Consider the following 13603-nt stretch of genomic DNA (forward strand, 5'->3'; position numbering starts at 1 on the left):
GGAACGGGCGCGGTTCCCGGCGTGCCGAGGTCTTCACCCCGGCGAGCGGTACCTGGGCCGGGTTCCGCTGCCGATCTTCGCCCGGCCTGTCGACCCTCCCACGGGTACCGGCTGGTGTTCCCGGTAGCGTCCGTTCCATGGTCGCCCTCGATGCGCTCGTCCGCCTCTGCCCGCCGCCCGCCAATCCGCCACCCGCGGTGGACTGGGCGCAAGCCGAGCGCACCCTCGGTCTGGCTCTGCCCGCCGACTACAAGCAGCTCGTCGAGACATACGGCGACGGCATCTTCGACGGGACGATCTGGCTGCTCGTCCCCGACTCCGCCTACGACGACTGCGACCTGCACACGCAGACGACGGAACGGCACGAGATCCTGGCCGACCTGTGGGAGTTCGAGGACAAGCCCACTGGCCTGCAGGAGGCGGGGGCGAGGGTCCTGCCGTGGGCATTCGAGGAGGGCACGGGAGCGTTCCTGTACTGGCTCGCGCGGCCCGGCCAGCACCCCGACGACTGGACCGTGCTCTACAACGAGGGGCGTGGCCCCCTATGGGAGCACCACGACATGGGGTGCGTCGCCTTCCTGCTGGCGGTGCTCACTGGAACGGCGGAAACGGAGTACTTCGGCTACCTCTACGAAGTGCTGAAGCCGACGGAGCACCGCTTCGCAACGGCCGACCAGACCCTTGGAACGACCGGGCAGTGACCCCGTCGGCCGCTCCCGACGGCCTGGCTCGCTGCTGACGCGACTCACTGAGCGCCTACTTGGCCAGACCGGCCGAGTACGGCGCTCAGTCACAACGGCCGCCTCCGGCCACTGCCTGGTAGCAGGGGTCAGTGGCGAGATGGACCAAGTCAACGCTCCGGTCCTCCGGGCACGGTTCAAGGGCACTGATTCTCCTGCAGGGCAGGCGTTTCCTCGTGCTGGACGCGGAGGTGCCGTCGGCTCGGCGGTCTGGCCGGGGGCAGTTGCGGGATCCGAGCGCTTATCGAAGGACGTAGCTCTCGATGTGGTCGATGACCGCCGATACGGCATGCCGGTATGCGGTGCTCGACCGGCGGACCTGGGACAGCAGCATGCCGCCTTGGACGGCGGCCAGCAGGGCGGTGGCCAGTACGGTGACGTCGGCGCACTCGCTCAGCTCGCCCCGAGCCTGCATACGGGCGAGCCCTGACCTGATGGGTGCTTCCCACCGCTCGAAGGAGACGGCGAGGTCGGTGCGGGCCAGGGGGTCGGTCTCGGCGAGTTCGCTGGCGAGCGAGCCGATCTCGCAGCCGCCTACCCATCCGATGGTGTCCTGTCGGTCCGCTGCCCCGTCGCACCAGGCTCGCAGCGCGTCGATGACGAAGGCGCCCACCCGCGCGTCTCGCCGGCCCGCTCCGACGACCTGGCCGGGCTTCCTCCCGCCGTCATCGTCACCGCCGAACACGATCCGCTGCGGGACCAGGGTGACCGGTACGCGCAGAAGCTCGCCGACGCCGACGTGCCGGTCAAGCACCTCCCGATCAAGGGTGCCACCCACGCGTTCTTCTCGTTCACCGGGTCGGTGCAGCTCTCACGGGACGTCTTGATCCAGCTCGCAGACGCCGTGGCCACAGCGTTCAACGACTGACCCGCCCAGCCTTCTCAGCCCTTCCCTCAGTAAGAACTGCACCCAAGGGAGAAACCCCCAGCAACCTTCAGCGCCAGAGCGGTTGCCAGGGCTCTGTCGTCTTCCGGGCCCATGGGGAAACGTTCCGGAAGACGTTCAGGGGAGGCCGTACGTCCCTCAATGGCGGCTGGGGCGTCATAAAGCCGTTCCAGCCGATCGCGCAGGGCGCGCAGCACGCGGGCCTGGTCCTGCACGTACGAGTCTGGCCCCGCCGCTCACACGGCGAGGCCAGAACCCAACATCTTCATCAGTCTTCCAGTGCGCATCTCGCACCTGCATTGCGCACTGATCCGCGGATCCTGCAAGGTCCTGTCAGGCGCCCGTCGCCGGATACGTCGGGTACTCCACCCCGGAGACGTGCTGGACGACGCGGACGACCTGGCAGGAGTAGCCGAACTCGTTGTCGTACCAGAGGTAGAGGATCGCGTTGTCGCCGTCGACCTTGGTGGCGCCGGCGTCGATGATCGACGAGTGGCGCGAGCCGATGAAGTCCATGGAGACCGCGTCCGGCGCCGTGGTGAAGTCGATCTGGCGTTTGAGCGGCGAGGTCAGTGAGACCTCGCGCAGGTACTCGAGGACCTCCTCGCGGCTCGTCTCGCGGCCGAGCCGCAGGCTGAGGATCGCGATCGAGACGTCCGGCACCGGCACCCGGATCGAGCTGCCGGTGATCGGCGCCTTGAGGTCGGGCAGCGCCTTGGCGACGGCGGAGGCGGCGCCGGTCTCGGTGATGACCATGTTCAGCGGCGCCGAGCGGCCGCGCCGGTCGGCCTTGTGGTAGTTGTCCAGCAGGTTCTGGTCGTTGGTGAACGAGTGAACGGTCTCCACGTGGCCGCGCAGCACGCCGTACTCGTCGGCCATCGCCTTCAGCGGCGGGACGATCGCGTTGGTGGTGCAGGACGCGCAGGACAGGATCTGCTCGTCCGGCTTGATCGTGTCGTGGTTGACGCCGTGCACGATGTTCGGCACGTCGCCCTTGCCGGGCGCGGTCAGCACGACCTTGTCGATGCCCGGCCGCAGATGGTTGGCGAGGCCCTCGCGGTCGCGCCACTTGCCGGTGTTGTCGATGAGGATGGCGTTGCGGACGCCGTACTCGGTGTAGTCGACCTGGCTCGGGTCGTCGGCGTAGATCACCGTGATCTCGTTGCCGTTGGCGATGATCCTGTTGTTGGCCTCGTCGACGGTGATCGTGCCCTGGAACTGTCCGTGCACGGAGTCGCGGCGCAGCAGGGACGCCCGCTTGACCAGGTCGTCGGCGGGCCGGCTGCCGCCGCGCACCACGATGGCGCGCAGTCGCAGACCGTTGCCGGAGCCGGACTTCTCGATGAGCAGGCGGGCGACGAGGCGGCCGATGCGGCCGAAGCCGTACAGGACGACGTCGCGCGGCTCACGCCGGTCGATCTTGTTGGCGCCCGTGGCGCCGGCCACGGCCTCGGCGGTGAACTCCGCCACCGACAGGCCCCGTCCGTCGGCCCGGTAGGTCGCGGCGAGCATGCCGATGTCGATCTGGGACGGGCCGAGGTCGAGTGCGGCGAGGGCCTCGAGGAACGGCAGCGTCTCGGTGACCGAGAGCTCCTCGCCCGCGATCTGGCGGGCGAACCGGTGGGTCTTGAGGATGCTGACCACCGACTTGTTCACCAGGGAGCGGCTGTGCAGCAGGACGGTCACGTCCCGTTCGCGGTGCAGCTTCCCGATCATCGGGATCATCGACTCCGCGATCTCCTCGCGGTTCTTCCAGTTGGTGAACGAATCGTCGTTGAGCGTCACGGGCCTATCTTTCGAGCTAGGTGGCGCTCATATGCTAACCCTGCGGTCATTCGATCATTCAAGCGGGCCCGCGCTCACCTGTGCGGGTTCGTCACCCGAGAGGGCCGTCCACCTTCAACCCGCAGGCGTGCGGAAGGTGTTCGGCTCGGAATGGCATCACTGAGACCGGTGCGGGGGCGCCGGCCGTCCCCGGCGCGTGTGCGGGCGCGGATGCCCAGGGCCGGGATCAGGACGGGGTACGCCACGGCGACGACTCCCACTCTCTGCGGCCCCGCACGTCGGGACCCTGCATGTCATCGCCCGCGCCGGCTCCTCGCCCACGGCACGACCCTCGCTGAGATGCTGCGGAGGTGGCGGACGTGCCCCTCGGCGCCTCACCCCCCCGCCGGGGGATTGAGCGCTCCGCGGTCGGGTACGCGAGCCGGACCGCCGCAACCAGGGAGTTCGCCATGGAGACACCCGCGCACGACCGCACCAACAACCCCGCCGCGCTGGCGCTGGACGCGCTGGCCCGGGACACCGAGGACACCGCCGCACTGGACACGCTCGCGCAGTGCGACGTACTCGTGCCCGTGCCCGACGACGCCCTCGACGAGGACGTCACCAACCCGACCACGGTCGCGCTGCCCGTCCTGGAGCAGCCCGGGGGCACGCCGGTGGTGCCGGTCTTCACCTCGGAACCGGAGATGGCGGACCTGCTGCCGGAGGTCGACCGCTACCGTCTGGTGCCCCTCGGCGCGCTCGCCGCGCAGTGGCCGACCGGCGAACTGTCCCTCGCCATCGACCCGGCCGGCGACCATCCGCTGACCCTCACCTCGGAAGGCGTTCGCACCCTGCTCGCCCGCTGAGACGCAGAAGTCCGACGTCGACGCCGACCGGGTGGGGGCGGCCGCGCGCGGTGTGTGGGGTCGTGAATACGGGCCCGGTCGGAAGGACCGGGCCCAGACTCGCAGGACCAGGCTGCCCTGGACTCGCAGGACTCGCAGGGTCGGGCTGCCTAGGACTCGGTCAGCATCCGTTCCAGCACCGCCCGCTGGAGCGGCAGTACGCCGGTGTGCAGGTCGCGGCCCTTGTGGGTGAGGGCGACCCACACCCCGCGCCGGTCCTCCATGCAGACGGAGCGCTCCACCAGGCCTTCCTTCTCCAGACGGCCGATGAGGCGGGACAGTGCGCTCTGGCTGAGGTGCACCCGTCCGACGAGGTTCTGCACCCTGCACTGGTCGCCCGCCCGGGGGGCCTCCGAGGCGAGGATGTCGAGCACTTCGAAGTCGCTCGCTCCGAGGCCGTGCGGGTGCAGCGCGCGATCGATCTCGCACATCGTGCGCGCGTGCACCGACAGGATGTCCCGCCACCGCTCCTCGAGGCCCGAACCGGCCGTTTTCGCTGCCATACCTGCACGGTAACACCGGAACGGCGGTTCATTGACTGTGCAACTAGTGCGAGTGCAAGCGGTTGGGGAGGTGCCTCAGGCGGCCGGATCCTGGAGCAGCCCCACCAGGTTGCCGTCCGCGTCCTTCACGAACGCGATCAGCCTGCCGCCGCCGACGTCCTGTGCGTCCTGGAGCAGCTCCGCCCCGGCCGCCACCAGCGCGGCGAGCCGCTCGCGCAGGTCCGTGACATGCCAGTACGGAACCGGTCCGGTCATGCCCTTGGCGTGTCCGTTCGGGTCGAGTCCGACGTCCTGACCGGCGGCCTTGAAACCGACGTAGTAGGGCTCATCGGCGTACGGCTCGACCTCCAGCAGTGCGCTGAACAGGGCCTTGGCCCGGGCGAGGTCCTTGACGGGGTAGATGATCGTCTGCAGGCCGGCGGCCATGGCGTCCTCCTCGGTGACGTGCGGTGCGCGAGAACATCTCCGTTCTCCCGCACTTCTCACGCTAGGCGGGAGAGCCGCGGACGGCTTCTTCGATCCTGACCGGTTCGGCGCGGGCGCCGCCCCTCCTCATCGCGCACCCGCTGACCGCCCCCGTCGGCTTCCCACCCGCTATGTGGACTCCCGCTTCACCAGCTCCGTCGGCAGGATCACCGCCGCCGGATCCTCGCCCCCTATCTGGGCGAGCAGCACCCGGACCATCTCGTTGCTGATCCGGTCCCAGGGCTGCCGGATGGTGGTGAGGGAGGGACTGACCGCGGTCGCCGCCGGGGAGTCGTCGAAGCCGCCGACCGCGACGTCCTCCGGCACCCGCCGGCCCGCCCGGTGCAGTGCCGTCAGCACGCCCTGAGCCATCAGGTCGGACGCGACGAACACCGCGTCGAGGTCCGGCGCCTGCGCCAGCAGCCGCTCGGCGCCCGCCTCACCGCTGGCCCGGCTGTAGTCACCGGAGACGACGATCCGCTCGTCGTAGTCGACGCCCGCCTCGGCGAGCACCTCCCGGTAGCCGGCGAGCCGCTCCACACCGCCCGGGGTGTCCAGCGGACCGGTGACCACGCCGATCCGCCGACGGCCCTGCGCCAGCAGGTGGCGCACCATGTCGCGGGCGCCGTCCCGGTCGTCGGCGGCCACATAGCTCACCTTGGACCCGATGCCGATCGGCTTGCCGCACGCGACCAGCGGTACGCCCGCCTCGCGCAGCTCGGTGGCGATCGGGTCCCCGGAGTGGCTGGAGACCAGCAGCACCCCGTCGACGTGCCCGGCGGTGATGTACCGCGTGATGCGCCGTCGCTCGTCCTCGGTCCCGGCCAGCATCAGCAGGAGGGGTATGTCGTGCGCGGCCAGCGCCTGCGTACAACCGCGCAGCAGGACATTGAAGTTGGGGTCCTCGAAGAACCGTTCCTGAGGCTCCGTCAGCAGAAAGCCCACCGAGTCGGAACGGCCGGTGATCAGGGAACGGGCGTGCCGGTTCACGACGTAACCCGTCCTGCGGATGGCGGCGTCGACCGCCTCGGCCGCGGCAGGGCTGACGTAGTGGCCACCGTTGAGCACGCGCGAGACGGTGCCCCGTGAGACTCCCGCCTCCCGGGCCACGTCGTGGATGGTCGGCGGTCTGCGCCGGCCCCCCGCACCATTGTTCATGGTCATGACTTTACGGCTCCGGACAGCAGATCCAGGCTCCAGAACCGCTGAATGACCAGGAACAGCGCCACCAGCGGGATCACCGCGAGGAACGCGCCGGTGATCACCAGCGTGTAGAGCGCCGGGGTGTTGGCGCCCTGTTCGAGGAGGGTGAACAGGCCGAGGGTGATCGGGAACTTCTCGTCGTCGCTGAGCATGATGTACGGCAGCAGGAAGTTGTTCCAGATCGCCACGAACTGGAACAGGAACACCGTCACCATGCCGGGCACCATCATCGGCAGCGCGATCCTGGTGAAGATCCGCCACTCGCTCGCCCCGTCCATCCGGCCGGCCTCCACCACGTCGCCCGGCACGGCCGCGGCAGCGTAGATGCGCGAGAGGTAGACGCCGTACGGCGAGAGGATCTGCGGCAGCAGCACGGACCAGTAGGAGTCCGTCAGGTCCGCCTTCGCCATCAGCAGGTACTGGGGGATGGCGAGGATGATCGGCGGCATCAGCACGCCCGCGAGCAGGACGTTGAACATCGTCTCGCGGCCCCGGAAGCGGTAGGTCGCCAGCGCGTAGCCGCTGAACGCCGACACACACGTCGACAGCAGCGCGCCGAGAATCGCGTACAGGGCCGAGTTGCCCATCCACTGCCAGTAGATGCCGTCGCGGTAGGCGTTGAGGTCGTGGACGTTGGCCGTGAAACCGCTGCCCGGCAGGAACGTGAACGTGGAGAACAGCTCACTGCCGGACTTGGTGGACGCGATCACCACCCACGCCACCGGCAGCAGGCAGTAGATCGCACCCAGCAGCAGCGTGATCGTCGGCACCAGCGCGATGCGGCCGCGCAGCGGAGGGCGGCCCCGGGTGGTGCCCGCGGCCCCGGCGGCCGAGGGCGCCTTCTGGACGGCAAGAGAACTCATCGCGCTGCCTCCTGCTTGTTGCGACGGTTCGCGGCCCGCAGGAAGCCGAAGGACAGCACCAGCGTGACGAAAGCGATGATCACGGCCTCGGCGGCCGCCTGGTAGATGTCACCGGTGCCGAACGCGTCCCGGTACACCTTCATCAGCGGACTCCAGGTCGTGGAAACGGAGTTGGTGAGCGGCTTGAGGGTGGTCGGCTCGTTGAACACCTGGAGCGTGGCGATGATCGAGAAGAAGAAGGTCAGCACCAGCGAGGGCGCCACCATCGGGATCTTGATCCTCAGCGCGATCTGTGCCGGGGTGGCGCCGTCGAGCTTCGCCGCCTCGTACACCTCGGCAGGGATGGCCTGCAGGGAGGTGTAGATGACGATCATGTTGAAGCCGGTCCCGCCCCAGACCGCGATGTTCGACAGGGCGAGGTACAGCGGACCGCCGTCCAGCAGGTCCGGCTGCGGCATGCCCAGCTTCTCGAGCACGTAGTAGAAGGGGCTGACGTCCGGCAGGTACAGAAAGCCCCACAGCAGTGCCGCCACCACGCCGGGGATGGCGTACGGCAGGAAGATCGCGAGCCGGGTGAACGGCGTGAGCCGCACCTTCTCGGAGTCGAGCATCAGCGCGAACAGCAGCGCCAGACCCAGCATCACCGGGACGACGATGCAGCCGTAGCCGAGGACGCGCAGCGCGCCGTCGAGCAGCTCGCTGTCGGTGAAGGCGTCGGTGTAGTTCTCGACGCCGGCCCAGACCTCCTTGCGTGCGCCCGAGCCCAGGCCGAGGCCCGAGACATGCACCTTGCGGAAGCTGAGCCACACCGCGTACCCGATGGGCAGCGCGAAGAACAGGGTGAAGAGGATCGTCGCGGGGACGAGGAAGAGATAGGGGGCGCTTCGGGCTCGTTTGAGGGTGGTGGCGGGAGACGGGTGGGCGTACGGGGCCCCCTTGACCCCGTACGACCTCCCGCGGTGTGCGGTCGTCACTCGGAGACCTCGAAGCCCTGCTTCTTCATGTCGGCGACGGTGTCCGCCTGCATCTTGGCCAGGGCGGCGGAGAAGTCCGACTTGTCCTTCGCGGCGGCGCCGAACGCGTCCTTGAAGGTCGTGTAGGCGACGTTCACGTTCGGGCCCCAGGCCGACGGCGCCGTGGTCTTCGCGATCTTGGCGGCCGTGGTGTAGAAGTCGGCCTGGTTCGAGAAGTAGTCCGGCGGGGTGGTGAAGGCCCCGCTGAGCTGGGCCGACGTGGAGGCCGGGTAGATGCCGCTCTCCTTGGCCAGCGCGTTGAGGGCGTCGCCGTCGGTGTTCAGCCAGGCGGCGAACTTGGCGGCGGCCTCCTTGTGCTTGGAGTCCGTCGTCACGGCCGTGGAGGATCCGCCCCAGCTGCCGGTGACGTTCTCACTGTTGGACCACTGGGGGAGCGGGGCCATGGCCCACTTGCCCTTGGTGTCGGGCGCGGCGGTGGTCAGGGTGCCAGGGGCCCACACGGCGGAGACCCAGGCGATCTGCTTGCCGGTGTTGAGCGCCTTGTTCCAGGCCGGCGTGTACATCGGCTGGTTGTCGATGGCGCCCTCCTTGACGAGGCCGCCCCAGAAGTCGGCGACCTTCTTGGTGGCCGCGTCGTCGATGCCGACCTTCCACTTGTCGCCGGAGGTGGTCCACCACTTGGCACCGGCCTGCTGGGCGAGGCCGGCGAAGAGGCCGGAGTCGTTGGCGGAGAAGGTGGTCAGGTCCGTGTCCGGGGCCTTCTTCTTCAGCGCGCGGGCGGTCTGCGCGAACTGCTCCCAGGTCCCCGGGACCGTCAGGCCGTACTTCTTGAAGAGGTCCGCGCGGTAGTAGAACATCATCGGGCCGATGTCCTGCGGCACCGCGTAGACGGCGTCCGTGCCCAGCGTCGTCTGCTGCCAGACACCGTCGGCGAACTTGTCCTTCGCGTCGCCGACGTTCTTCGCTATGTCCGCGAGCGCGTCATTGCTGACCAGCGTCGGCAGTGCCTGGTACTCGGCCTGGACCAGGTCGGGGGCCTTGCCGGCCTTGTGCGCGGTGAGGATCTTGGTGACCAGCGTGTCGCCGGACGCCTGCTTCTTCACCGTGACGGTGATCTGGTCCTTCTTGCCCTGGCCCTTGTTCCACAGGTCCACGACCTTGTCCATGCCGGGCGTCCACGTCCAGTACGTGAGCGATACCGGACCGGACTCGGCGCCGCTGTCCTCGTCGGACGAGCCGCATGCGGCGAGTGCGGTGGCGCCGAGGGCGACGGCGATGGTGGAAGCTGCACCTCTGACAAAGAGCCGCCGACGCTTCGTGTTGGGCATGGATCTCTCCCCTGACCTGGGTTCTCGCCCGGTGCGAAAACCTGCCATGCGATCACATGAGCCGGATCCCCGCCCGTCGCGAGAACCAGCCATGGTGTCTGTGAGCGTTCACAGTAGAGAAACATCCCGGACACTTGTCAATGGTTGTTGCTGTGCGGTTATGTTGGGATCCGAACGGCGTCGCCGTGTGTGCACGTTCCCAAATGATCGATTAAACGGGAGACATCCAATGCCGGAGACCAGCCCCAGGGGCCTCGCCAGGCTCGCCTTCGGTGGGGACTACAACCCCGAGCAGTGGCCGGAAAGCGTCTGGCAGGACGACGTCCGGCTGATGCGGGAGGCCGGCGTCACCATGATGAGCGTCGGGATCTTCTCCTGGGCCCTGCTGGAGCCCTCACCCGGGGAGTACGACTTCGGCTGGCTGGACCGCGTCATCGGACTGCTGCACGACAACGGCATCCGCGTCGACCTGGGCACACCGACCGTGGCACCGCCGGTCTGGTTCTACCGCGACCACCCCGAGGCGCTGCCCGTGACCCCCGAGGGCGTGCGCTACGAGTTCGGCTCCCGCGCCGCGATATGCCACAGCAACGCGGACTACCGCGCGGCCGCGGCGAACATCACCACGCGTCTCGCCGAGCGCTACGGCGACCACCCGGCGCTGGCGATGTGGCACGTGCACAACGAGTACGGCGTCCCTGTCTCCGCCTGCTACTGCGACTCCTGCGCCGCCCACTTCCGCCGCTGGCTGGAGACGACGTACGGCACGGTCGACGCGGTCAACGAAGCCTGGGGCACCGCCTTCTGGGGCCAGCGCTACGCGGGCTTCGAGGACGTCAACCCGCCGCGCGCCACCCCGACCGTCGGCAACCCGGGGCAGGCGCTGGACTACAAGCGGTTCGCCGACGCCACCATGCGCGAGAACTTCCGTGCGGAGCGGGACATCCTGCACCGGCTCGCGCCCGGCGTCCCGGTGACGACCAACTTCATGACCGCCCTCAGCCAGTGCGACTCGGTCGACTACTGGGCCTGGGGCCGTGAGGTCGACATCGTCACCAACGACCACTACCTGATCACCGACGGCCGCCGCACCCACGTCAACCTCGCGATGGCCGCCGACCTCACCCGCTCCGTCGCCGGCGGCGCCCCCTGGATCCTGCTGGAGCACTCCACCTCGGGCGTCAACTGGCAGCCTCGCAACCCCGCCAAGGCGCCCGGCCAGATGGCCCGCAACTCGCTCGGCCATGTGGCCCGCGGCTCCGAGGGCGCCATGTTCTTCCAGTGGCGGCAGTCCCGGCGCGGCGCCGAGAAGTTCCACTCGGCGATGGTCCCGCACGGCGGCACCGACACGCGCGTGTGGCGCGAGGTCGTCGAACTCGGCGCCTCCCTCGACTCGCTCGCCCCGATCCGCGGCACCCGCACCGAGGCCGACGTGGCGGTCCTGTGGGACTGGCACTCCTGGTGGGCGCAGAACCTCGCCTGGCGGCCCAGCGAGGACACCGACCCGCGCGAGCGCGCCGACGCCTTCTACGAGGCCCTCTACGACCGCCACCTCACCGTCGACTTCGCCCACCCCGAGGCCGACCTGTCCGCGTACCCCCTGGTCGTGGTGCCCGCCCTGTACCTGATGACGGAGGCGGCCGGGAACAACCTCAGGGAGTACGTCGCGAACGGCGGCACCCTGGTCGTGTCCTACTTCTCCGGCATCGTCGACGAGCACGACGCCGTCCACGAGGGCGCCTACCCCGGTGTGCTCCGCGACGTACTGGGCCTGACCGTCGAGGAGTTCTCACCGCTGCTCCAGGGCGAGAACGTGCGTGTCACCGGCCCCGACGGCTCCGAGCTCACCGGCGACGTGTGGACGGAGTTCGTGGTGCCGCGCGGAGCCGAGACCGTCTGGACCTACGCCGAAGGACTCACGGCGGGCCGCCCCGCCGTCACCCGGCACCGGCTCGGCGAGGGCACCGCCTGGTACGTCTCCACCCGCCTCGGCCCCGAGGACCTGGACACACTGCTCGGCCGGGCCGCCGAGGACGCGGCGATCACCCCGCGCGCCGACCTGCCCCGCGACGTCGAGGTCGTGCGCCGCTCCGGCGGGACGGGCAGCTACCTCTTCGCGATCAACCACACCGCCACCGACGCCAAGGTGCCGCTGGAGACCTCCGGCACCGAACTGCTGACGGGCGAACGCGCCGCCGGCCGCCTCGCGGTCCCGGCGGGAGCCGTCCGGGTCGTACGACTCGACGGCTGAGCCGACTCCCCCTTCGCCCGTGGAGCCGCGAGCCGCGGGCGGAGGGGGTCCCTCACCCCACGAGGGAACCCCACCCCACCACGTCGAAGGGACGACGGACGACGATGTTCCATCCCAGACGCACCCTCAGAACCCTGCTGCTGCCGCTGGCCGCCGGGCTCGCCCTCATCACCCTGCCCGCGCAGACCGCGCAGGCGGCCACCACCCTCACCAACGGCGGCTTCGAGACCGACGGAGCCGGTACCGCTACACCGGCCGGCTGGTCGACGTACTCGGCGGCCGGGCAGAACTCCGCCTCCTTCACCGAGTCCGGTGGCCACGGCGGCAGTTACCGCCTCTCGCACTACTCGGCCTCTGCCTACAAGGTCGAGACGTACCAGTACCTGTCAGGTCTCACCAACGGCGCCTACAAGCTCACCGCCTGGGTGCGCTCCGGCGGCGGCCAGAACTCCGCGTATCTGGCCCTGAAGAACTGCGGCAGTGCGGAGCAGCGCACCGACCTGCCGGTGTCGTCCAGCAGCTGGGTACGGATCGTCACGTCGGTCAGCGTGACGAACAACCAGTGCACGATCAGCATCAACAGTGACGCGAACGCGGGCAACTGGATCAATGTCGACGACCTGACCTTCACGTCGGGCTCGACCGGTCTGTCCGTCAAGGGCGCCGACATCTCGTCGCTCGCCAAGAGCGAGGCACTCGGCGGTGTGTACAGGACCAGCTCGGGGACCACCGGCGACGCGGTCACCATCCTGAAGAACGCCGGGATGAACTACGCGCGCCTGAAGGTGTGGGTGAACCCCGCCGACGGCTACAACAACAAGACGCGCGTGCTGGCCATGGCCAAGCGGATCAAGGCCGCCGGCATGAAGCTGCTGGTCGACTTCCACTACTCCGACACCTGGGCCGACCCGGGCAAGCAGACCAAGCCCGCCGCCTGGTCGAGCCACTCCTACAGCCAGTTGAAGACGGACGTCTACAACCACACGTACGACGTGCTCAACGCGCTGAAGGCCCAGGGCACCACCGCCGACATGGTCCAGGTCGGCAACGAGATCAACGGCGGCATGCTGTGGTCCGAGGGCTCGACGGACAACTGGTCGCAGCTCGCGGGCCTCATCAACTCCGGCTACAGCGCGGTGAAGGCGGTCTCCTCCGGCACCCAGGTCGCGCTGCACCTGGCCAACGCCGGCGACGACGCCACGGTCCGGTGGTGGTTCGACAACGCGAAGACGTACGGGATCAACTACGACGTGATCGGCTTGTCGTACTACGGCTACTGGCACGGCTCACTGGCCGCCGCCCAGACCACCCTCGACGACGTCGCCTCCCGGTACGGCAAGCCGGTCTTCATCGCGGAGACGGCCTACCCCTTCCGTCTCGACAGCGACGACTCGCTCGTCAACCAGATCGACACCACCGGTGAGCTGGTCACCGGCTACCCGGCGACCGCCGCGGGGCAGCTCGCCTGGATGAACGCCGTCGCGAACATCGTGGAAGCCGTCCCGAACGGCCGTGGTCTCGGCGTCTTCTACTGGGAGGCGACCTGGACCGCCGTCACCGGCAACGGCTGGGACCCGGCCGACGCCGGCTCCGGCAACGGCTGGGAGAACCAGGCCCTGTTCGGCTTCGACGACAAGGCCCTGTCCTCCATGTCGTGGTTCAGCCACCGCTGATCCGCCGCCTTCTGTGACAGGGGCCCGGCCGCACCACGCGGCCTG

Annotated in this window: 13 protein-coding genes; 5 read left to right on the forward strand and 8 right to left on the reverse strand. The window is 69.2% G+C overall.

Annotated elements, in window-relative coordinates; translation table 11 throughout:
• Nucleotides 1-137 precede the first annotated feature (137 nt).
• Complete coding sequence (locus ACFWBB_RS12095; RefSeq protein ID WP_385269797.1) at nt 138-701, forward strand: hypothetical protein; 564 nt, start codon at nt 138-140, stop codon at nt 699-701.
• Between the two features lie 280 nt (nt 702-981).
• Here ACFWBB_RS12095 and ACFWBB_RS12100 read toward each other — a convergent pair whose 3' ends face one another.
• The gene (locus ACFWBB_RS12100; RefSeq protein ID WP_385269824.1) at nt 982-1461 is read right to left on the reverse strand and encodes a TetR family transcriptional regulator C-terminal domain-containing protein; all 480 of its coding nucleotides are present in this window, start codon (nt 1459-1461) and stop codon (nt 982-984) included.
• Between ACFWBB_RS12100 and ACFWBB_RS12105 the strand changes: the two genes are divergently transcribed.
• Nucleotides 1384-1608 carry an alpha/beta hydrolase fold domain-containing protein gene (locus ACFWBB_RS12105; protein WP_385269826.1) on the forward strand — a complete coding sequence of 75 codons (225 nt, stop codon included), beginning with the start codon at nt 1384-1386 and terminating at the stop codon, nt 1606-1608. The two genes, ACFWBB_RS12100 and ACFWBB_RS12105, sit on opposite strands and share 78 nt — an antisense overlap.
• Before the next feature lie 351 nt (nt 1609-1959).
• Here the strand turns inward: ACFWBB_RS12105 and ACFWBB_RS12110 are convergent, their stop codons facing one another.
• Nucleotides 1960-3411: a glyceraldehyde-3-phosphate dehydrogenase gene (locus tag ACFWBB_RS12110; RefSeq protein ID WP_385269799.1), complete on the reverse strand. Its 1452-nt coding sequence runs from the start codon at nt 3409-3411 to the stop codon at nt 1960-1962.
• 449 nt (nt 3412-3860) lie between these two features.
• On the opposite strand from ACFWBB_RS12110, the gene ACFWBB_RS12115 reads away from it, so the two are divergent.
• Nucleotides 3861-4259 carry an SseB family protein gene (locus ACFWBB_RS12115; RefSeq protein ID WP_385269801.1) on the forward strand — a complete coding sequence of 133 codons (399 nt, stop codon included), beginning with the start codon at nt 3861-3863 and terminating at the stop codon, nt 4257-4259.
• Nucleotides 4260-4408: 149 nt separating this feature from the next.
• On the opposite strand, the gene ACFWBB_RS12120 is transcribed toward ACFWBB_RS12115, so the two are convergent.
• The 6 genes from ACFWBB_RS12120 to ACFWBB_RS12145 all read right to left on the reverse strand — a co-directional run bounded on the left by ACFWBB_RS12120 (nt 4409) and on the right by ACFWBB_RS12145 (nt 9634).
• Nucleotides 4409-4801: a MarR family winged helix-turn-helix transcriptional regulator gene (locus ACFWBB_RS12120; protein ID WP_385269803.1), complete on the reverse strand. Its 393-nt coding sequence runs from the start codon at nt 4799-4801 to the stop codon at nt 4409-4411.
• Between the two features lie 75 nt (nt 4802-4876).
• Nucleotides 4877-5227: a VOC family protein gene (locus ACFWBB_RS12125; protein ID WP_385269805.1), complete on the reverse strand. Its 351-nt coding sequence runs from the start codon at nt 5225-5227 to the stop codon at nt 4877-4879.
• Between the two features lie 168 nt (nt 5228-5395).
• Nucleotides 5396-6430: a LacI family DNA-binding transcriptional regulator gene (locus tag ACFWBB_RS12130; RefSeq protein WP_385269807.1), complete on the reverse strand. Its 1035-nt coding sequence runs from the start codon at nt 6428-6430 to the stop codon at nt 5396-5398.
• On the reverse strand, nt 6427-7332 hold the full coding sequence (locus ACFWBB_RS12135) for a carbohydrate ABC transporter permease (RefSeq protein WP_385269809.1): 906 nt from the start codon (nt 7330-7332) through the stop codon (nt 6427-6429). The genes ACFWBB_RS12130 and ACFWBB_RS12135 overlap by 4 nt, the downstream gene beginning before the upstream one ends.
• Nucleotides 7329-8306 carry a carbohydrate ABC transporter permease gene (locus tag ACFWBB_RS12140; RefSeq protein ID WP_385269811.1) on the reverse strand — a complete coding sequence of 326 codons (978 nt, stop codon included), beginning with the start codon at nt 8304-8306 and terminating at the stop codon, nt 7329-7331. Before ACFWBB_RS12140 ends, ACFWBB_RS12135 begins: the two co-directional genes overlap by 4 nt.
• Nucleotides 8303-9634, reverse strand: coding sequence for an ABC transporter substrate-binding protein (locus tag ACFWBB_RS12145; RefSeq protein ID WP_385269813.1), 1332 nt, complete (start codon nt 9632-9634; stop codon nt 8303-8305). The genes ACFWBB_RS12140 and ACFWBB_RS12145 overlap by 4 nt, the downstream gene beginning before the upstream one ends.
• A 229-nt stretch (nt 9635-9863) precedes the next feature.
• Here ACFWBB_RS12145 and ACFWBB_RS12150 point away from each other — a divergent pair, with 229 nt between their 5' ends.
• Together ACFWBB_RS12150 and ACFWBB_RS12155 are read left to right on the forward strand one after the other, a co-directional pair.
• Nucleotides 9864-11885 carry a beta-galactosidase gene (locus ACFWBB_RS12150; protein ID WP_385269814.1) on the forward strand — a complete coding sequence of 674 codons (2022 nt, stop codon included), beginning with the start codon at nt 9864-9866 and terminating at the stop codon, nt 11883-11885.
• A gap of 104 nt (nt 11886-11989) precedes the next feature.
• Nucleotides 11990-13558, forward strand: coding sequence for an arabinogalactan endo-beta-1,4-galactanase (locus tag ACFWBB_RS12155; RefSeq protein ID WP_385269816.1), 1569 nt, complete (start codon nt 11990-11992; stop codon nt 13556-13558).
• Nucleotides 13559-13603 lie beyond the last annotated feature (45 nt).

Origin of the sequence: Streptomyces sp. NPDC060000 (assembly GCF_042737375.1) — a bacterium.
Lineage (GTDB): Bacteria > Actinomycetota > Actinomycetes > Streptomycetales > Streptomycetaceae > Streptomyces.